Origin of the sequence: Pseudomonas sp. TH49 (genome assembly GCF_016650625.1) — a bacterium.
In the GTDB taxonomy this organism is placed as follows: domain Bacteria; phylum Pseudomonadota; class Gammaproteobacteria; order Pseudomonadales; family Pseudomonadaceae; genus Aquipseudomonas; species Aquipseudomonas fluorescens_H.
The window spans coordinates 1,544,525-1,563,153 of sequence record NZ_JAEKFL010000002.1 but is presented as its reverse complement, the minus strand read 5'-3'; the positions used below and the strand labels follow the sequence as shown (position 1 = coordinate 1,563,153).

Annotated in this window: 15 protein-coding genes and 1 pseudogene; 9 read left to right on the top strand and 7 right to left on the bottom strand. The window is 60.4% G+C overall.

Translation table 11 applies throughout. The annotated features are described in order from the left end of the window. Positions 1 to 19: 19 nt before the first annotated feature. Positions 20 to 562, bottom strand: coding sequence for a type VI secretion system contractile sheath small subunit (gene tssB, locus JFU48_RS24370; protein WP_003224075.1), 543 nt, complete (start codon positions 560 to 562; stop codon positions 20 to 22). A 227-nt stretch (positions 563 to 789) separates the two neighbouring features. Here tssB and JFU48_RS24365 point away from each other — a divergent pair, with 227 nt between their 5' ends. The 5 genes from JFU48_RS24365 to tssA are packed head-to-tail and all read left to right on the top strand — an operon-like array spanning position 790 to position 8,306. After that, on the top strand, positions 790 to 1,236 hold the full coding sequence (locus JFU48_RS24365) for a hypothetical protein (RefSeq protein ID WP_003224076.1): 447 nt from the start codon (positions 790 to 792) through the stop codon (positions 1,234 to 1,236). 46 nt (positions 1,237 to 1,282) lie between these two features. After that, on the top strand, positions 1,283 to 2,614 hold the full coding sequence (gene tssK / locus JFU48_RS24360) for a type VI secretion system baseplate subunit TssK (protein ID WP_003224077.1): 1,332 nt from the start codon (positions 1,283 to 1,285) through the stop codon (positions 2,612 to 2,614). 18 nt (positions 2,615 to 2,632) lie between these two features. Next, positions 2,633 to 3,409 (top strand): DotU/TssL family secretion system protein, encoded by a 777-nt coding sequence (locus JFU48_RS24355; RefSeq protein ID WP_103521738.1) that lies wholly within the window; start codon positions 2,633 to 2,635, stop codon positions 3,407 to 3,409. Beyond that, entirely contained in the window at positions 3,406 to 7,227 is a 3,822-nt protein-coding gene (locus JFU48_RS24350) for a type VI secretion system protein (RefSeq protein ID WP_201137929.1), read from the top strand. The genes JFU48_RS24355 and JFU48_RS24350 overlap by 4 nt, the downstream gene beginning before the upstream one ends. After that, positions 7,224 to 8,306: a type VI secretion system protein TssA gene (gene tssA, locus JFU48_RS24345; RefSeq protein ID WP_003224080.1), complete on the top strand. Its 1,083-nt coding sequence runs from the start codon at positions 7,224 to 7,226 to the stop codon at positions 8,304 to 8,306. Before JFU48_RS24350 ends, tssA begins: the two co-directional genes overlap by 4 nt. Here the strand turns inward: tssA and JFU48_RS24340 are convergent. The 5 genes and pseudogenes from JFU48_RS24340 to JFU48_RS24325 form a co-directional block, all read right to left on the bottom strand. After that, on the bottom strand, positions 8,303 to 9,271 hold the full coding sequence (locus JFU48_RS24340) for a 2-hydroxyacid dehydrogenase (protein ID WP_103484407.1): 969 nt from the start codon (positions 9,269 to 9,271) through the stop codon (positions 8,303 to 8,305). The genes tssA and JFU48_RS24340 overlap by 4 nt on opposite strands. 170 nt (positions 9,272 to 9,441) lie before the next feature. Next, positions 9,442 to 9,870 (bottom strand): hypothetical protein, encoded by a 429-nt coding sequence (locus tag JFU48_RS24335; protein WP_003224082.1) that lies wholly within the window; start codon positions 9,868 to 9,870, stop codon positions 9,442 to 9,444. Between the two features lie 14 nt (positions 9,871 to 9,884). Further along, a pseudogene (locus JFU48_RS30050) lies at positions 9,885 to 10,120 on the bottom strand (DUF4822 domain-containing protein); the annotation flags it as partial. A gap of 357 nt (positions 10,121 to 10,477) precedes the next feature. Beyond that, positions 10,478 to 11,002 carry a cysteine hydrolase family protein gene (locus JFU48_RS24330; protein WP_201137928.1) on the bottom strand — a complete coding sequence of 175 codons (525 nt, stop codon included), beginning with the start codon at positions 11,000 to 11,002 and terminating at the stop codon, positions 10,478 to 10,480. A 220-nt stretch (positions 11,003 to 11,222) separates the two neighbouring features. Then, positions 11,223 to 11,606 (bottom strand): tautomerase family protein, encoded by a 384-nt coding sequence (locus JFU48_RS24325; protein WP_201137927.1) that lies wholly within the window; start codon positions 11,604 to 11,606, stop codon positions 11,223 to 11,225. A gap of 230 nt (positions 11,607 to 11,836) precedes the next feature. Between JFU48_RS24325 and JFU48_RS24320 the strand changes: the two genes are divergently transcribed. The 4 genes from JFU48_RS24320 to JFU48_RS24305 all read left to right on the top strand — a co-directional run bounded on the left by JFU48_RS24320 (position 11,837) and on the right by JFU48_RS24305 (position 15,513). After that, positions 11,837 to 12,031 (top strand): hypothetical protein, encoded by a 195-nt coding sequence (locus JFU48_RS24320; RefSeq protein WP_003224085.1) that lies wholly within the window; start codon positions 11,837 to 11,839, stop codon positions 12,029 to 12,031. A 49-nt stretch (positions 12,032 to 12,080) separates the two neighbouring features. Continuing rightward, complete coding sequence (locus JFU48_RS24315; RefSeq protein ID WP_003224087.1) at positions 12,081 to 12,251, top strand: hypothetical protein; 171 nt, start codon at positions 12,081 to 12,083, stop codon at positions 12,249 to 12,251. Positions 12,252 to 12,504: 253 nt separating this feature from the next. Further along, entirely contained in the window at positions 12,505 to 13,785 is a 1,281-nt protein-coding gene (locus JFU48_RS24310; protein WP_003224089.1) for an HAAAP family serine/threonine permease, read from the top strand. An 81-nt stretch (positions 13,786 to 13,866) separates the two neighbouring features. Then, complete coding sequence (locus JFU48_RS24305) at positions 13,867 to 15,513, top strand: SulP family inorganic anion transporter (protein WP_201137926.1); 1,647 nt, start codon at positions 13,867 to 13,869, stop codon at positions 15,511 to 15,513. Between the two features lie 73 nt (positions 15,514 to 15,586). On the opposite strand, the gene acnB is transcribed toward JFU48_RS24305, so the two are convergent. Then, positions 15,587 to 18,196, bottom strand: coding sequence for a bifunctional aconitate hydratase 2/2-methylisocitrate dehydratase (gene acnB / locus JFU48_RS24300; RefSeq protein WP_045122402.1), 2,610 nt, complete (start codon positions 18,194 to 18,196; stop codon positions 15,587 to 15,589). Positions 18,197 to 18,629: the final 433 nt, after the last annotated feature.

The window sequence follows — 18,629 nt, the reverse complement described above, 5'->3', positions numbered from 1 at the left end:
CCCTCGGTTAAATGGATGCTCAGGCTTGCGGTTCGGCCGGGGCCTCGGCGTCAGCGGCCGGGGTAGCGGTGTCTGGGCGGGCCGATTTGATCTCTTGCAAGCCTTCGGTGTTGGCGATGACGTCGCGCAACAGCTTGTCCAGATCATCATTGCCATCGAGTTTGGTCAGCAGGTCGCGCAGACGCTGGCGAGCCTCGAACAGGCGGCGCAGCGGAGTGATTTGTTCCACCACCTTGACCGGATCGAAGTCGTCGATGTGTTTGAAGTTCAGCTCGATATTGAGCTTGCTGTCGTCGCCGGTGATGGTGTTGTTGACCTGCAGGGTGGCGCGGGGAGCGATCGAGGCGAGCACTTCGTTGAAGTTGTCGCGGTCGATTTCGGTAAAACGCCGTTCAGTCAGTTTTGCCAATGGTTTAAGTGGCTTGCCGGAGAGGTCAGCCAGAATTCCGACCACCAGAGGCAATTCCTTTTTTTCGATGGCGTTGCCGATTTCGACGTCGTAGGTGATTTGCACTCGGGGCGGGCGGACCCGGTCGAGCTTGTGCTGAGTACTTTCTGCCATGGTGGCTGACTCCGATGCGAAGGCGGGCGCAATGCATCGGGGAGGCCCGTTCATCGCTTTCCCTTACTGGACCGTAGGTTAGAAAGGGTGGCAGATGACCTGTCGTTCCTTTGACAAACCTTCCTCATTCGGCTCTGGGAACCGAACTACCCAAGACGCTAGAACAGGTCTATAAAAATGCAAGCGAAAAGCTTTTTTGGACTGTCTCGGGAAAAGGAAAATTCATTTTGTGCAGACGATTTTTGAGTGTTGTTTTGTTTGCGCTGCTCGCCGGTTGTTCTTTTTTCGGGCCGAAAGTCGATCTGGACAGCCTGACCCTCGACGTCGCGCCCAAGGCCAATGACGACACGCCCATTGCCGTGGATTTCGTTGCAGTCAACGATCCGGATCTGCTCAAGCAGCTATCGGGCATCAGTGCCAGCCAGTGGTTTGCCGGGCGCGACCAGTACCAACGCGACTATCGTCAACTGATGAGCGTGTGGGGGCTGGAGCTGGTGCCGGGGCAATTCATCGACCGCCAGACCTTCCCGCTGGGGGGCAAGAAGGCGGCTGGACTTTTGGTCTTCGCCAGCTATAACACACCCGGAGCGCACCGCTTGCGGCTCGACGATCAGCGCGAAGCCTGGCTCAAGTTCGACAGCCGCGAGATGAGCCTGGTCAGCAAGGAAAACTGAAACACACCGCTCGCCGCCGGGTTGCGGCATGGTCGAAGGGAGTCGTATGAGTCTGCTACCTGACGCGGTCTGCTGGCATGAAGGCATGCAATTGCTGCCGCAGCATTTTCAGTTGCAGGGCCTGCGTGCCGAAGCCCTCGGTGCGCATATGGCGCAAGCGTGCAACCCGTGGTTCTGGGGCGTCAGTCGCATGGAGTTCGATCCCTCGGCGTTGAGCGCCGGGGTGGTTCGCGTGCTGGCGTTGCAAGGCACCATGCCTGACGGTCTGCCGGTGGATCTGCAAGCCGGTATCGGCCCGATTCTGGAACTCGATATTGGCCCGGCCATCAACGCCACCGACGATGCCACCGTCACCGTTTACCTGGCGATCAGTCCGTTGTGGCGCGCCGGGCAACTGCTGCCGCTGAAGGGACGCCTGCAATCCGTGGTCGGTGAAGCGCTGCCGGATCTGACCAGTGGCGAGTTCCCGGAATCGATCACCGTGTGGCGACCCAACCCACGCCTGTGCACGCAATTGAACAAGGCCGATTCGATTTGCCTGCCGCTGCTGAAAATCCGCAAGGAAGGCGGAGGTTTTCTGCCGCTGGCCTATACCCCGCCGACTCCGATCCTGTTGCCCGATTCGCCGCTGGGCCGGCGCGTCGCCGGATTGTGTGCACGGGCGCGGGAAAAGTGCATGTTCCTCGGCGGTCGATTGCGTCAGGCGCAACAGGCCGGCAATCAGGACGATGCGCTGGAGATTCGCCGGCAATTGACCGCGTTGTGGGCACGGCTGCCGGAAGTCGAAGGCACACTCAACAGTCGCATCGCCCATCCGCAGAGTTTGTATGTGCAGCTACTCGGACTGGCCGGCGCCTGGTCGGCACTCGATCCGCTGGCCGGGGTGCCGGCGTTCGCGCCGCTGGATTTTCTGGAGTTGCAGCGCGGTTACGACGCGGTGCTGCAATGGCTGGAAATCACCCTCGAACTGATCCGCGCCGGCTATCGCAGCCTGCCGTTCGAGCGCGGCGAGCAAAGCTTTTCAATTCAGTTGCCCGATGAGCAACCGAGCCAGCGGCTGGTCATCGGCCTGCGCATGCCCAACGGGGCCAGCGAGCAGGCGGCCAGTGAATGGCTGCGCAGTGCAATCATCGCCTCGGCGCCGCACGTTGCCTTGCTCAGCCGCCAGCGCATGAGCGGATTGAGCCACCAGGCCATGAGCCGCAGTGAACAAGTGGCCTACAGCGTCGGCGATGACACGCGGCTGTTTGTGGTCACGGCCGAAGGCGCGTGGTTCGACGCGCAACTGCCACTGATGATCGCCGCGCCAGCAGCGAAGTTGACCAGCAGTCCGTGGCAGGTGGTGCTGTTTGTTGCGCAGACGAGTGAAAGTGCCTGATCACACAAGGAACGCAGCATGTCGGAAGGGACTGCCGGGGCCGGAACGAGAAATCTGAGTTTGCAGGACGCGCCGCTCAGCAGCGCATTTCGGCAGACGTGGCAGCAATGGTCGCTGGACTGGAGCCAGTTACCCAAGGATCGCGAGGACGAGGCGGCTCTGGTCGAAACCGTGGTCGAGCTCTCGACTCAGGCCTCGCAACGATTGTGGCGCACGGCGTACTCACGGGTGGGGGATTCGGCCACTGAGCAAGTCAAGGCGCTGGTCTATGCCTTTGTCGCGCTGGTTGATGAAACCCTGTTGTTCAGCCCGTGGCCGGGGCAATCGGCCTGGCAGAGCAAACCTCTGGAGTCGCGCCTGTATTCGACGCGCCAGGCCGGCGAGCAACTGCCGGCGGCGATTCAAACAGTGCTCGATGAACAACAACCGACCGCTCGCGATCTGGCCAACGTCTACCTGCAGTGCCTGATCCTCGGTTTTCATGGGCGACTGCGCGGCGAACACAGCCAGGCGCAGTTGGAGAAGTGGCGGTTGGCGTTGTTCAACTTCGCCTGGCAAGACGAGGCCGACTATGCCGATGTCAGTCAGCGCCTGGTACAACCCTCGCAGGTACCGCCGTTGCAGCTACCGGTACGCACGGCGTTGCCGGACGGCTTTCGCCTGGCGCTGGGGATTGTGGCGATGGTGCTGTTGCTGACCGGGATCGGCCAGTTTCTGTGGCGTGACATTCGTTCGGAACTGGAGCCGGTGCTGCAGATGAGTGATTCAGTGGCGGCCCCGGAGCAAGATTCATGAGCACTTTGACGATTGTCGCGTGGGTGGTCGCGCTGTTGTTGCTGCTGGTGATCATCGCGGTCGCGGTGTGGTGGCTGCGCACCCAGAGCGGCGCGGCGATCCGCAGTTTCTACGCTTCGGTGCGGCACATGGAGCAAGAGCAGGGCACCCATGATCGTTATCAAATGCCGTGGTTGTTGATGCTCGGGGATGAAATCCAGGGCACGCAACTGGTCAACGAATGGCACCTGCAACCCACCGACAAACCGGCGTGGTTCGGCCGCTGGTGGTCGGACCCCGAGGGCGCGGTGCTGGTGGTGCCGCAAGCATTGTTCTTGCCTGAGGACGGCATGCACCTGCAACGCGGCGGCTGGTGGCGTCTGCTCGGGCTGATTTTACGCCTGCGCAGCAAACGTCCGCTGGACGGGGTGATCTGGACGGTGCCGGTCAGTCGTCTGGACAACCTGGAGCAGGCCACCCAACTCGGTCTGGCGGCGCGTCGGCGCTTCATCGATCTGCTGCAACGGTTCGGTTTGAGTGTGCCGGTGTATGTGATCGTCACGGGTCTTGAAGAACTGCCCGGGTTTCAGGAACTGATCAGTGCACTGCCGGATGAGGCCCGTGATCGCACCCTGGGCTGGTCATCGCCCTACGCGCGCGATGCGGTCTGGCAGGGGCAATGGAGCGACCAGGCGCTGGACAGTTTGCACCGGGCTCTGGCCGAAGCGGTGATCGAAATCGGCACTTTGTCCGGGCACCTGAGCGCGGACCTGTACGCGTTGCCGGAACGTCTGGAAAGCCTGCGCCGTGGCCTGCAGAACGTATTGGAGCCGGTATTTCAGGGCAACGCGCAGGGTGAGGCGCCGTGTTTTCGCGGCGTGTATTTCAGCGCGAATCAGCCGGCCGATGATGCGCTCGACGGGTTTTCCGCCGATGACAGCGGCTTGCAGCGCAGTGCGTTCGTGCGCCAGTTGTGGCGCCAGCGCCTGGTCGGCGAACGAGGGCTGGCCCAGGGTGTGCCGCGCCTGTTGCGCTTGCGTCAGCGCTGGCAGCGGATCACTGCCGGCGTCGCGCTGGTGGTCGGAGTGTTGTGGGCGGTGGCGATGATTTGGGTCTGGCACGATTCGGTACGCGATGCTCACGAACTGGCGCGGCTGATGCAGGGCGCGCAGAAGAGCTATGTCGCCGTCACCGACGAAGCGCATCGCATCGAGCCGACGCGGCGCAATGTGCAGAGCTTCTGGCGCGTGCTGGAAAAAGCGCCCCACTGGCACTACGTGTCGTTGGTGTTTCCGACCTCGTGGTTCTCCTCTTTCGATAGCCGGATCGAACAGGAACTGTTCCGCTCGACCCAGCGCCATATGCTGGTGCCGCTACACGATCTGCTGGTGGCGGAGCTGGCGAAAATCAAGGCGATTCGCAGCACTGATCGGCGCTCCAGCGTCGAAAGCGAAGACCCGGCGCAATGGCAGAACTACCAGAAGGCCACGGATCTGGTGGATCGCGCATTGCGTCTGGAGCAACAGAATCAGTTGTTCGGTGAAGTGCAGAACAACCAGCGAGTGCCACTCGATGACCTGGTGCAACTGAGCAACAGCGCGCTGTCACTGAATCTCAACGCCGCCACCTTGCCCCATGCCGCTTATTACAACCGACTGCTGGCGGCAGGGGATGGCGGTGATCTGCAGGCGCTGGACCTGAGCGTCGAGCGGCCGCTGATTGTCAGCAACTTCACCGGGCTGATGGAACGCTGGCTCGATCAGTATTTCCTCGCCGACAACTTTGTCAGCAAGGCCGGTTACCTCAAACTGCATCTGGAGCAACTGGAGGCGGGCAGCGGCAACAGCCTGAGCGAGCTGGAAGATCTGCGGGCACTGATTGATGATCTGCAAGCGGCGATCACCCTGACCAACTCGACCTGGAGTCGCGGCAAGGGCCAGGAACTGGTACCGGGCTACCGCGACTTTCTCGACAAGGTACGCAAGAGCACATTGCTCGGGCCTGCCGTTGAACAACAACTCGACGCCCAGGCGAGCAAGTTGCAGCAGAGTTTTCGCGATCAGTGGATCGCCCAGGTCGGTTCTCGCGGCAATCTGCTGGTGCAGCAGGGCAGCGGGCAACTGGCGTTGCAGGATCAGGTGGTGAAACTCAACAACGCCGTGCAGGCGCTGTTCAGGCGCGACTTCGTTTCGATCGCGATGCGCGCCACGCAGGACAACGTCAATATGCAGGGCCAGACCGTCGACGGCGATGACCTTAATACCTCGTTGAGTTACTTCGCCAGCTACAAAAGTTATGTCGCCGAAGAGCTGCCGCGCATCCCGCCGGTGTATCGCGATGCCTTGCTGCAAGCGGCCGAAACTGCCGCCGCCCAGGCGATGTGGCTGAGCCTCAAGGATCACAACGACCAGACTCATCCGTACGCGGTATTCAACGTTCAGGCCGAACAGGCGATGGCCCTGCAAAAAGCCTTTGTCGAGGTGCACCGCAGCGACCTCGCCGCGCGTCTGCAAGGCGCATTGAACCGGCGGGCGCTGGCGCAGATCGTCAGCGGTCTTGAAGAAATCACCGCGCAACCGTTGTTCGGTGGCCGTACCGAAATCAGTCAGTGGAACGGTTCGAAAAACCTCGGCCTGCAGCTGTACGGTGCCAGTGATGTGCAGGATCTGAAACTGAGTCTCAAACAGCAGTTCAACACCATGCTCGGCATCACCGAACGTCGCGCGCCGGCCCTGCAGTGGCTGATGACCCAGCAGGGCAACCTGTCGGCGCTGGATTACGAGCGAGTGACCCAGTTCAGCGCGCTCAACGATGAATTGCTCAAGTACAAGGACGCCAACCCGGCGAGTTCCCCGGCGCAGATCGAGCAATTGGTCAGTCGTGATTTCATCGAGATGGACACCGGTTCCTGCCTGCAGGTTCTGCAAACGGCCAACCTGGCGGGTGGGCGTGGCACGCTGGCGATGCGTGCGGTGGAGTTGCAGCAGTCGGCGATGCAGCGTTGCCAGTTCCTGCAACAGCAAGAAGCGGCCACGGCCTGGAATGAACTGGCCAACTATTTCAATCAATACCTGGCCGACCGCTTCCCGTTTGCCAACGGGGTGCAGGCGCAGGACGCCGACCCGTCACGGGTCCAGCATTTTCTGGAAATCATCGATAAGCGCCTGCCGGTGGCGCAGGCCGGACTGGTCTTGAGCCAGACTCCGGAGCGCCTGGCCGCCGAAGACTTTCTCAACCGCCTGAAGCAGGCCAGCGTGTGGCTGACTCCGCTGTTCGTGCGCGACAAGAGCGGCATCCTCGGGGTGGAACTCGACGTGCGCTGGCGCACCGACCGCGAGGAAGAGAGAGGCGCCGATCAGGTGATTGCCTGGGGCTTGCTGGCGGGTAATCAGCAGATCAACTACCCCGGCGTCGAACAGCCGAACCTGCGCTGGATGGTCGGCCAACCGATCCGCCTGACCCTGCGCTGGGCACGCAACGGCAAGGAGCGCCCGGTCAACGATCCGCTGCAACCGAACCTGGTGGTGCGCGACATGGAGGCCGGTTGGGAGTACGGCGGGCCGTGGTCGCTGCTGCGCTTGATGCGTGCGCACTTCTCGGTGCAGCGTCAGCCGAATATGGATTACACCGATTTTCCGCTGGCGTTGCGCCTGCCGGTTACGGCGGCGACTGACAGCGTCACCAGCGAATTCACGCGGATGTTCGTGCGCCTGTCACTGATGAGCCAGGGCTCGAAATTGCCGCTGTCGATCTCGCCATTGCCTACCCGCGCACCGCGTTCACCCTTTCAGATGACCAACACAACCGCTGCCCTCGAAGCCTCCAAGGAGAATCTGTGAGCCTGCCTTTGACAACCTTGCCAGAGCTGATCGACCAGTTGCTCGCGCCGATCAGCGCCGAGGCGCCGTGTGGTGTCGATCTGCGTTATGAACGCGAGTTCGACCAGTTGCGCGATCTGCGCCGCGAAGACGATGCGAGCCTGCCGACCGGGGTCTGGCAATCGACGCTCAAGCGCGCGAACTGGCCGGAAGTCGAGAAGCTGACCACCTGCTTGCTGCTGGAGCGCAGCAAGGATTTGATGCTCAGCGCCTGGCTCGGTGAAGCGTGGCTGCACCTGCAAGCGCTGGACGGGTTGCCCGGTAGTCTGGCGCTGATCGCCGGATTGTGTGAACGTTTTCCCGAGCACCTGCACCCGCAAGCCGAGGACGGCGATCAGTCGTGGCGGGTGATTCCGCTGGAATGGCTGGTGCGCCGGTACTGTGAAATTTTGCTGACCCGGGTGCCGTTGTTCGGCGCGAACAACAGTGATTTCGAGGTTTACACCCTTGAAGTCTGGCGTCGCCTGAAAGTGCAGCAGGTTCAGGTCAATGACAGTAAAGGCGCAAAGACTTCGGCGGAAAATGCGCGCAACGAGCAGAAACGGCTCAGCGAGCAGATCCGCGCGACACCGCTGGCATTCTGGCTGCGCACGCAGGGCAGTCTGCTGTTGAGTCTGCAACACCTGCAACGTCTCGATGCGTGGAGCGACGCTTATCTGGGCGGTCAAGGGCCGGGCTTCGGGCCATTGCAGCAAACCATTGAGGCGCTACTGACGTTGGTTCAGGAGTTCATCGCCATGCACCCACAACAACCGACGCCCGCGCCCGCACCACTCGAGACGCCTGTCGCCGTGGCGCAGGTTGTCGAAGAGGCGCCGGTGGCTCAGGTGTTACGCGAGCCGGCCAGTCGTGAGGAGGCTTACCGCCAATTGCTGCTGATCGCCGAGTACCTGGCGCGCACCGAGCCTCACAGCCCGGTGCCGTACCTGATTCGACGCGGAGTCGAGTGGGGTAATAAACCATTGAGCGAATTGCTCGGCGAGCTGATCAGCGCCGACGCTGAATCGCGGCGTTTGTGGACGTTGCTCGGCGTGCTTTAGCGCACGCGTTGATGGCCTGTTTTCGGCGGTAACTGAATCGGCGTCAGCACGGGTTGCCCCGAGAAGAATGCCGTAAGGTTTTTCCCCACCAGTTCCACCGTGCCTTGCGTGGCCTCCGGCGACAGACCGGCGACATGCGGGGTCAGTATCACGTTGCCGAGCGTTTTCAATGCGTCCGGTACTTGTGGTTCGTGGTCGAATACATCCAGCGCGGCGCCGGCGATTCGCCGTTGTTCCAGCGCCGTGATCAGCTCGGCGGTGGCGATCACACTGGCGCGAGCAATATTGACAATGAATCCTGCAGGTCCGAGCGCGTCGAGCACCGGACGCGTCACCAGATGCTGAGTGCCAATCCCGCCCGGCGTGGCGACAATCAGAAAGTCCGAGGCCCGCGCGAGTTCGGTCGGCGTCGAGCAGAAGGTGTAGGGCACATCGCTGCGCACCTGGCGGTTGTGGTAGCTGATCTGCATGTCAAAACCGAGGTGCGCGCGCTTGGCGATCGCCATGCCCACCGCGCCGAGCCCGAGAATCCCCAGGCGTTTGCCGGCCAGCGACGGGCGCATGATCTTCGGCCATTCACCCCGACGCACGGCGGCGTCGCAGCGCGGAATGTCGCGCACCAGCGCCAGCAGCATCGCCATCGCGTGGTCGGCCACCGACGAGGCGTTGACCCCGGCACCGTTGGTCACGGTGATGCCGCGATCACTGGCAGCCTGCAGGTCGACATGCTCGTATCCGGCGCCGATCACGGTGATGATTTTCAGCGCGGGCAGGGCCGCGATTTCGTCGGCGGTCAGGCCCAGCGGGCCACGGGTCAATACCGCATCGATGCGGCTACCGTGGCTGGCGATGGCTTGCGCTCGTTCGGCAGGCGTGGGGGCGAGGATCAGGTGAAAGCCCTGATGCTCGAGAATCGGCAAATAGTCATTGATGGTTTCAACCAGTACCAGAACGGTTGCGGGCATTGCGCGGCTCCTGTGATCGTCGGCGGGGCAGGTTGCGAAATTCGGTTCAGAGTGCTGAATGCGGAGCGGCTTGGCAATCATGCTGATGCGCGTTGTGTGTTCTGATTCTGGACGGCTTCGCGCAAGAAGCAAGGGCGGCAGCACACCGGCTATCCAGTGTGCTGACGGGATCATTGCGCTGTTTGGGCTTTGGTTTGTTCGGCCAGGGCAATCGGTTTGAAATCGTAGGTGGGATAGAACTCGGTTCGGTAACTGCCCCACGCGGTGTTTTCCAGTGCGAGGTTGACTTCGGCCAGGCGCGATGCCGGGAAGCGCACGGTGACTACTTGGCCGATGCCCATCATGATTTTCCAGCTCACCACTTCCACCCCGGCCGGGGGAAAGGTTTTATAGAACCCCTGTTGCGCGAGCTGGGCCTTGAGTTCGCTCAGCGGTCGCGACTGATCGTGTTTCAGGAACACGGTCAACATCATCGCGTTGTCTGCTGTAGCGACAGCATCCTTGACCGGCGGGGTGGCAGCTTGCGCACTGACGCCTGCGCAATAGGCCGAGGAGATCAATAGCGTCGACATCAGCAATGCTTTCATTGTTTTTTGCATGGTGGACTCCTGGTTTATTGTTGGGTGGCGGACTTTGTCTGGACCGTTCCGGTATAAGGCGCATGAACGACGTAGATCCGTACAGGCGGATTCTCATTGCGCATGTCGCGTGGCACTTCCCGGTAATAAAGAAATAACCACCACCGCCGTTGTTGTATTTTGATTCGCCCGTGTCGGTGTGGAAGAATTCATAACGATTGCGTTCGGGATCCCATGTCGAGATTCCCACTACGCCCGGGTAATTCGCTTTGCGTTCTTTGATTCCCTGAACTCAATGCCAGAAAAATATAGGCCCGTAGTTGTGAGTTATTCAATGGCTGAGTATTCGCTTGTAACAAAGAGTTGTTATTTTGCATTGCGTAACGTTTTGTTCGATTTGTTTTTGCTGATTTAGGTTGTAGGAGTTATCTGAAATCCCGGAATGAATTTAATTCGGGATGGGCGTTAGATGAAATCAATGCCCAGAACTATGGGCAGTCGTCGGTTATTGACTTCGGTGAACGCGGATCAACATCAAACATCCTTGTAGGAACACCGATGCAGTTACAAATACTGCATTGACGTAACCGCACTACAGTGCAGCGATGTCAATTCGCAGGGCGGCGGGTCAGAACGTCACGTCGACACTGTTGATCAACCGGGCGAAGGCAGCGCCGAGGGTTGCGTTGTGGTGATCGATGATCGCCTGCGCGGCGAGTGCGGGGGTGTCCATGCACGTGTGAGCGTCGGCTACGAGCACGGGTTTGAAACCGAGGTCGGCAGTGGCGCGGCAGGTGCTGTCGATGCAGAACTGGCTTTTCATTCCGACGATATACAGGTCATCGATCTGCGCCGATTCGAGCCGGCGCGCCAGGTCCGTGCCGTGGAAAGCATTGGGGCGGGATTTGTTGAAGAGGGTATCGACTTCTGCATCCAGCTCCAGTGCCGGCAGCAATTGCCAGAATGGGCTGCCCGCAGCAACCGGCGAACCTTCCGGCCCGGTGTGGCGCACGGCGAAGATTGGCACGTATTGTTGGCGAGCCAGAGCAATCAGGTGTTGGATATTGGCGAGGAGGCGCTCACCGTCATGGGGTTTTTCCGGGCCATGGAACAGACCGACCTGCATATCGATGATCAACAGTGCTGCGGACATGGTGTTTCTCCTTGAGTGACTCACTGGTTTGCAACAGCAGCCGCACGGACGGGAGAAACAACAAGGCCCCGTCCATTGCTGGCGGGGCCTTGGGTTTGCTGCGCTGGTTTTACCTCACGCACAAACACCACGACCCGCCGGTGGCGGTCGTGGTGGTACGGGTGAGGTGCAGCGCGCAAACGTTCATGTGGCCGATGATGCGGGGGCCCTTGGCGGGCTGTCAACTGGCGTACTGGGCGATGCCGTTGCCGAACGACCAGTTCTCTTTTTTGACCTCAACCAGATTGATGAACACGTCTTCCAGGCGAATGCCCAGATGGGTGTTCAGGTTCTGGGCGATGGTCTGGTACAGGGCTTTTTTCTGCTCCAGGTTCCGGCCTTCGTTGAGGGTGATCTGGATGATCACCAGCTGATCGGTGCGCTGGATGCCCAGGTATTGCGGGTCGAAGATGAAATGCTCGCCGTCGTGTTCGTTGAGGACCTGGAAGTTATCGTGCTCCGGGACGTTGATGGCGCTGCGCATGGCGGCGTAGATCTGTTCGCCGATGCGTTTGGCGAAGGTGGGATCGGCGTGTTTTTTGATTTCGACGCGGACGAGGGGCATGGGTAGAGACTCCGTGGGGCAGGGGACTCCTCTCACGCTAGAGCATGCCGGCCAAATTGAAAGTGTGGAGTGATGAATGCGCCGCTGTTTTTGTATGAGGCTGCCTACAATTTTCGCGGATTTTGCCTACGAATTTGGCAGATGCATCTGCTATCGGAATGGCGATGAACGCGAAATCATGTGGGCACAAAGCAGCCCGGGCAGGGACTGCCAGCAGCCAAGGAAGGCGAATGCTCAAGAACGATCTTGAAAATCTGGAACTCGACAGGCTGGAGAATGAGTCAAGAAAGCTTGTGGCCGAGAGGAAAAAGCTCTTGGCGGAGGAAAAAAAGCTTAATAGAGAGACAAATTTATATCCGCTTGCGGTAACAGCTGGGGTGGTGACAGCAATCACCGCAGTAGCAGGTGTTTTCTTCAAGTTTTGATTGTTCGTTCCACAACCGTCCGACCAATGATCCAAAAAGGAAAATCCACATGAGTACCTATGACCGCAAAGCCAGAATGGAAGAGCTGGAACGTGAGCACGATGAGTGGGAAGAAAGAATGCGTATTAAAAACAAGGGCGATATGTACCCAATCTGGGGATTGTTGGCGTTCGGCCTGTTTTGCATGTCACTCGGATTTCTCCTGGCTCGATCGATCTGATCAAGTCCTGTCGTTCGAATTGGCGCTGAAACTTGCCGGAAAACGACATCTTGCGTATCCGTAGCCGACAGGATTTTTCCCGAAAACGACAACCCGCTGATCTGCTCCGTACAACCATTCCTCAGCTAAGTCTTTGCTTCTGCTCATTTATCGCGGAGAATCGCGCCCCTGTTTCGGCCGGAGCATGTCTGTCGGTTTTTTCCGACGCGTCCTGACCGAGTGGCAAGTGACCGGAATGCGGAGATCCGACCGGATGAATGATCAGGCCAATAGCGTCGACGAACGCTATGAAGCGGCAGCACCAGCTGAACTGTCGAGCTGGAATCGCCATGACACCACGTGGATGTTGGGACTGTTCGGGACGGCCATTGGCGCCGGTACCCTGTTTTTGCCGATCAACGCCGGTCTGGGTGGCTTCTGGCCGCTGGTGATCCTCGCGCTGCTGGCCTTCCCGATGACGTTCTTCGCCCACCGAGGCCTGACCCGCTTCGTACTCTCTGGTCGCGAAGGCGCGGACATCACCGACGTGGTCGAGCAGCATTTCGGCATCAAGGCCGGCGCGCTGATCACCCTGCTGTACTTCTTCGCCATTTTCCCGATCCTGCTGATCTACAGCGTCGGTCTGACCAACACGGTCGCCAGTTTCCTCGACCATCAACTGCACATCACGCCGCCACCGCGCGCGCTGCTGTCGTTCGTGCTGATCCTCGGCCTGCTGGCCGTTGTGCGTTGCGGCGAGCAGGTGATCGTCAAGGCGATGAGCCTGATGGTGTACCCGTTCATCGTTGCGTTGCTGTTCCTCGCGGTGTACCTGATTCCGCACTGGAATGGCGGCATTCTCACCACCGCTTCGCAAGTACCGGCGCCGTCGGCGCTGCTGCACACGCTGTGGCTGGCGATTCCGGTGATGGTGTTCTCGTTTAACCACTCGCCGATCATCTCGGCGTTTGCGGTGGACCAGAAGCGTCGTTACGGGGTCAACGCTGACCAGCGCAGCTCGCAGATCCTCTGCCGCGCCCACCTGCTGATGGTGGTGATGGTGCTGTTCTTCGTCTTCAGTTGCGTGCTGACCCTGTCGCCGGAACAACTGGCCGAAGCCAAGGCGCAGAACCTGTCGATCCTGTCGTACCTGGCCAACCACTTCAGCAATCCGACCATCGCGTTCGCGGCGCCGTTGATTGCGTTCGTGGCAATCTCCAAGTCGTTCCTCGGCCACTACATCGGTGCCAGCGAAGGCCTCAAGGGCCTGATCGTCAAGAGCGGCAAGCGTCCGGGCGCCAAGGCGCTGGATCGCATCGTGGCGGCGTTCATGCTGGTGGTGTGCTGGATCGTCGCGACCCTGAACCCGAGCATCCTCGGCATGATCGAGACCATCGGTGGCCCGGTGATCGCCGCGATTCTGTTCCTGATGCCGATGTACGCGATCCGTAAAGTCCCGGCGATGGCACGCTATCGCGGTCAGGCGTCGAACGTGTTTGTCACCGCCGTAGGTCTGGTGGCGATTTCGGCGTTGATTTATTCGCTGACGGCGTAAGCCAAAGCTCCAGATACTCAGCTACAGTGGCCGCTGTGCGTGATGCGCATAGCGGCTTTTTTTTCGTCTGGAGACAGTGGATTGTCGAGCGCGCCCCAACCTGTAGAACCACCCAATCGCTGGCAGGACATCCTCGCCGGTCTGTCGATTGCCGGTCTGTTGTTGCCCGAAGCAGTCGCTTATTCCACCATCGCCGCGCTGGCGCCCCAGGCCGGGGTGATCGCCTTGTTTGCCGGGTTACTCTGTTATGGGCTGTTTGGCACCAGTCGTTTTGCGATTGTTTCGGCCACTTCTTCCTCGGCGGCGGTGTTGGCGGCGGCGACTGCAACCCTGGCCAATGGCGATCCGCAGCTGCGTTCTACGCTGGCCATCGGGCTGGTACTGGTCAGCGGTGGGTTGTTCTTGCTGGCCGGGATATTCCGCTTGGGCACTGTCACGTCGTTTATCGCCAAGCCGGTGCTGCGTGGGTTTGCCTTCGGCTTGGCCCTGACCATCATCCTCAAGCAGGTCGCCAGCGTGGTCGGCGTGCATCTGACCGACGCCAATCTGGTGCGCTTCGCCCCGCAATTACTCGAACAACTGCCGCAATGGAACTGGCCGGCGGCGGCTGTCGCCGCGGTGGCGTTGCTGCTGTTGGGACTGTTTTCGCGCTTCCCACGGGTCCCCGGTGGTTTGCTGGTGGTGGTGATCGGCATTGTCGCCGGGCAATGGCTGAACCTGCCGGCTCATGGCGTGAGCATGATCGGTTTAATCGACCTGAGTCTTGAAGTGCCGAGCCTGCCGGTGTTGCCGTTTGCCGACTGGCTGCGACTGGGTGAGGTCGGGTTCGCGCTGGTAATGATTCTGTACGCCGAGTCTTACGGTTCGATCAGCTCTTACGCGCTTAAGCACGGTGATCGTGTGACCTCCAACCGTGATCTGCTGGCGCTGGGTGCCTCGAATCTGTTGTCGGGATTGTTCCATGGCATGCCGGCGGGGGCCGGGTATTCGGCGACGTCGGCGAACGAGGCTGCCGGTGCGACTTCCCGCTGGGCCGGTGGGGTCGCGGCGCTGGTGGTACTGGTGATCGTGCTGACGGTACTGCCGTGGATCGCTCTGACGCCGGAGCCGATTCTGGCGGCGATCGTGATTCATGCGCTGGCGCGGGGCTTGAGTCTGCAGCCGCTGGGGCGCTATTTCGTCTGGCGCCGGGATCGGGTGCTGGTGCTGTGCGCGGTGGGGGCGGTGCTGGTACTGGGCATTCTCGACGGGTTGCTGGTTTCGGTGGCCATCAGCGTGCTGCTGATGCTCAAACAGATGTCGGCGGCGGACATTCAGGTGCTCGGGCGGATCGACGGCGGGCATGATTTTGTCGATCTGCAACGCCATCCAACGGCGACAACCGAGCCGGGAGTGTTGATTGTGCGGCCCAGTGAGGCGTTGTTCTTTGCCAACGTCGAGCGGATTCTCGGTGCAGCGTTGCGCCTGATTCGCCATTCGGAGGCGCCGGTGCACACGGTGATCCTGAGTCTGGAGGAAACCCCGGACCTGGACGGCACCAGCATCGAGGCGATGCAGGAGTTTTTCCTGCGGGTGCATCAGGAAGGCAAGCGGTTGATTCTGGCGCGGCTCAAGCATGAAGCACTGGCGGTGCTGGAGGCGTTGCCTGAAGTGCAAGCAAATGGCGTGACGCTTAGCGGGCTGAGCGTTGATGGCGCGGTCCGGCAAGCCCTCAAACTCAACACTTAACCCCCGGTATTCCAAGGTATAAAAAAACGCCGCGCATCTCACGATGGGCGGCGTTTTCTATTGCTTTGTAACGTTAGGCTTGAACGACCGGAATCTTGGCGTTCGCAGCTGCTTCACGGAACTCGGCGATCTGGTCGAAGGACAGGTAGCGGTAGACATCGGCCGCCATGCTGTCGATCTTGCCAGCGTATTCCATGTACTCCTCGACGGTCGGCAGGCGACCCAGGATCGAAGCCACGGACGCCAGCTCGGCCGAAGCCAGGTAGACGTTCGCGCCGTCGCCCAGACGGTTCGGGAAGTTACGGGTCGAAGTCGAGACCACGGTGCTGTTCGGCTCAACGCGTGCCTGGTTACCCATGCACAGCGAGCAGCCTGGCATTTCCATGCGCGCGCCGGCCTTGCCGTAGATGCCGTAGTAGCCTTCTTCGGTCAGTTGGTGAGCGTCCATCTTGGTCGGCGGCGACAGCCACAGACGGGTAGGCAGCTGACCCTTGACCTGATCCAGCAGTTTACCGGCAGCGCGGAAGTGACCGATGTTGGTCATGCACGAACCGATGAACACTTCGTCGATCTTCTCGCCAGCAACGCTGGACAGCAGACGGGCGTCGTCCGGATCGTTCGGTGCGCACAGTACCGGCTCGTTGATGTCGGCCAGATCGATTTCGATGACTTCGGCGTATTCGGCGTCGGCATCGGCTTCCATCAGCTCAGGATTGGCGATCCAGGCTTCCATCGCTTGCGCGCGACGTTCCAGGGTACGTGCATCGCCGTAGCCTTCGCCGATCATCCAGCGCAGCAGGGTGATGTTGGACTGCAGGTACTCGGTGATCGACTCTTTCGACAGCTTGATGGTGCAACCGGCAGCCGAACGTTCGGCCGAGGCGTCGGACAGTTCGAACGCCTGTTCCAGGGTCAGACCTTCCAGACCTTCGATTTCCAGGATGCGGCCGGAGAAGGCGTTTTTCTTGCCTTTCTTCTCGACGGTCAGCAGACCGTTCTGGATGGCGAAGTAAGGAATGGCATGAACCAGGTCACGCAGGGTGATGCCAGGTTTCATTTTGCCTTTGAAGCGCACCAGGATCGATTCCGGCATGTCCAGCGGCATGACGCCGGTGGCAGCGGCGAACGCGACCAGACCGGAACCGGCCGGGAACGAGATGCCCATCGGGAAACGGGTGTGCGAGTCACCACCGGTACCCACGGTGTCCGGCAGCAGCATGCGGTTCAGCCACGAGTGGATGATGCCGTCGCCCGGACGCAGGGAAACGCCGCCGCGGGTCATGATGAAGTCAGGCAGGGTGTGGTGGGTGGTCACGTCGATCGGCTTCGGATACGCCGCGGTGTGGCAGAAGGACTGCATCACCAGGTCAGCGGAGAAGCCCAGGCACGCCAGGTCTTTCAGTTCGTCACGGGTCATTGGACCGGTGGTGTCCTGAGAACCCACGGTGGTCATCTTCGGTTCGCAGTAGGTGCCAGGACGAACGCCTTGGCCTTCTGCCAGACCGCAAGCCTTGCCGACCATTTTCTGCGCCAGGGTGAAGCCCTTGGTGCTTTCAGCCGGTGCTTCAGGCTTCTTGAACAGATCGAATGCTGGCAGACCCAGTTCGGCGCGAGCCTTTTCGGTCAGGCCGCGGCCGATGATCAGCGGAATACGACCGCCGGCACGGACTTCGTCCAGCAGCACAGGGGTCTTCATTTCGAAGGTGGTGATGACTTCGTCGGTACCGTGCTTGCAGACTTTGCCTGCGTGCGGGTACAGGTCGATCACGTCGCCCATGTTCATGTTCGACACGTCGAACTCGATTGGCAGTGCGCCGGCATCTTCCATGGTGTTGTAGAAGATCGGAGCGATTTTGCTGCCGAAGCAGAAACCGCCAGCGCGCTTGTTCGGCACGTAAGGGATGTCGTCGCCGAAGAACCACAGGACCGAGTTGGTCGCGGATTTACGCGAGGAACCGGTACCGACCACGTCACCGACGTAGGCGATCGGGAAGCCTTGGCCGCGCATCTCTTCGATCTGCTTCATCGGGCCGGTCTTGCCTTGCTCGTCCGGAACGATGCCGTCACGAGCCATTTTCAGCATGGCCAGGGCGTGCAGCGGGATGTCAGGACGCGACCAGGCGTCTGGCGCAGGGGACAGGTCGTCGGTGTTGGTTTCGCCGGTGACCTTGAACACGCGCAGGCTGATCTTGTCGGCCAGTACCGGGCGCTTCTTGAACCACTCGCCGTCAGCCCAGGATTGCAGCACGGCTTTGGCGTGAACGTTGCCATTCTTGGCTTTTTCAGCCACGTCGTGGAAGGCATCGAACATCAGCAGGGTGTGCTTGAGTTCTTCGGCAGCCACTGGCGCCAGTTCGGCGTTGTCCAGCAGTTCAACCAGGGTCACGATGTTGTAGCCGCCCTGCATGGTGCCGAGCAGTTCTACAGCGCGCTTCTTGTCCAGCAGAGGGGAGGAGACTTCGCCTTTGGCCAGGGCCGACAGGAAACCGGCTTTGACGTAAGCGGCTTCGTCCACGCCTGGTGGTACGCGATTGGTGATCAGGTCAACGAGGAAAGCTTCTTCGCCAGCCGGAGGATTCTTCAGCAGCTCGACCAGGCCTGCAGTTTGTTCGGCGTTAAGCGGCTGGGGAACGATACCCAGGGCTGCACGCTCTTCGATATGTTTGCGGTAGGCTTCAAGCACAGTTATTACCCTCATCAGTGGTCCCAAATGGGTGTCCGGGACGCTCGTCGCGAAATGCTCGTACTCATGCGCTGCGCGGCGTTGTGGGCCGCTTAGCCAGAATTACCGACCATTCCTTACAGAAGCTGCTTTCAAAGTTTTACGCCTGCAGAACGGGGAGCTGATGAGGGTTGGCGTTGGGCTTTTCCCCGCTGGAAAAACCCTTCGCCAACACCGCTCTGAAGGAACGACTGTGCTCGTGACGCTTTGAAAACAGCTTCTAACGGACATTGGCGCCTTAAAAGGCTGGCTGATTCTACGGCAAAAAAAATTTAAAGGTAAGTCGCACTCTATTGGACTTTGGTGGCGTTGTGCGCGGGCGAGGCAAACCGCGAGCCAGCGCTTGCCCCTGACGTTTGAGGGGTGATCAATGCCCGACAAAGGGCTAACATGC

Excerpts from the sequence above, each read along its gene's own strand:
- tssK (WP_003224077.1), top strand. The coding sequence starts at position 1,283 with ATGAGTCTGCTACCTGACGCGGTCTGCTGGCATGAAGGCATGCAATTG.
- JFU48_RS24315 (WP_003224087.1), top strand. The coding sequence starts at position 12,081 with ATGAGTACCTATGACCGCAAAGCCAGAATGGAAGAGCTGGAACGTGAG.
- JFU48_RS24325 (WP_201137927.1), bottom strand. The coding sequence starts at position 11,606 with ATGCCCCTCGTCCGCGTCGAAATCAAAAAACACGCCGATCCCACCTTC.
- tssB (WP_003224075.1), bottom strand. The coding sequence starts at position 562 with ATGGCAGAAAGTACTCAGCACAAGCTCGACCGGGTCCGCCCGCCCCGA.
- JFU48_RS24310 (WP_003224089.1), top strand. The coding sequence starts at position 12,505 with ATGAATGATCAGGCCAATAGCGTCGACGAACGCTATGAAGCGGCAGCA.
- JFU48_RS24320 (WP_003224085.1), top strand. The coding sequence starts at position 11,837 with ATGCTCAAGAACGATCTTGAAAATCTGGAACTCGACAGGCTGGAGAAT.
- JFU48_RS24350 (WP_201137929.1), top strand. The coding sequence starts at position 3,406 with ATGAGCACTTTGACGATTGTCGCGTGGGTGGTCGCGCTGTTGTTGCTG.
- JFU48_RS24355 (WP_103521738.1), top strand. The coding sequence starts at position 2,633 with ATGTCGGAAGGGACTGCCGGGGCCGGAACGAGAAATCTGAGTTTGCAG.
- JFU48_RS24335 (WP_003224082.1), bottom strand. The coding sequence starts at position 9,870 with ATGCAAAAAACAATGAAAGCATTGCTGATGTCGACGCTATTGATCTCC.
- JFU48_RS24340 (WP_103484407.1), bottom strand. The coding sequence starts at position 9,271 with ATGCCCGCAACCGTTCTGGTACTGGTTGAAACCATCAATGACTATTTG.
- JFU48_RS24330 (WP_201137928.1), bottom strand. The coding sequence starts at position 11,002 with ATGTCCGCAGCACTGTTGATCATCGATATGCAGGTCGGTCTGTTCCAT.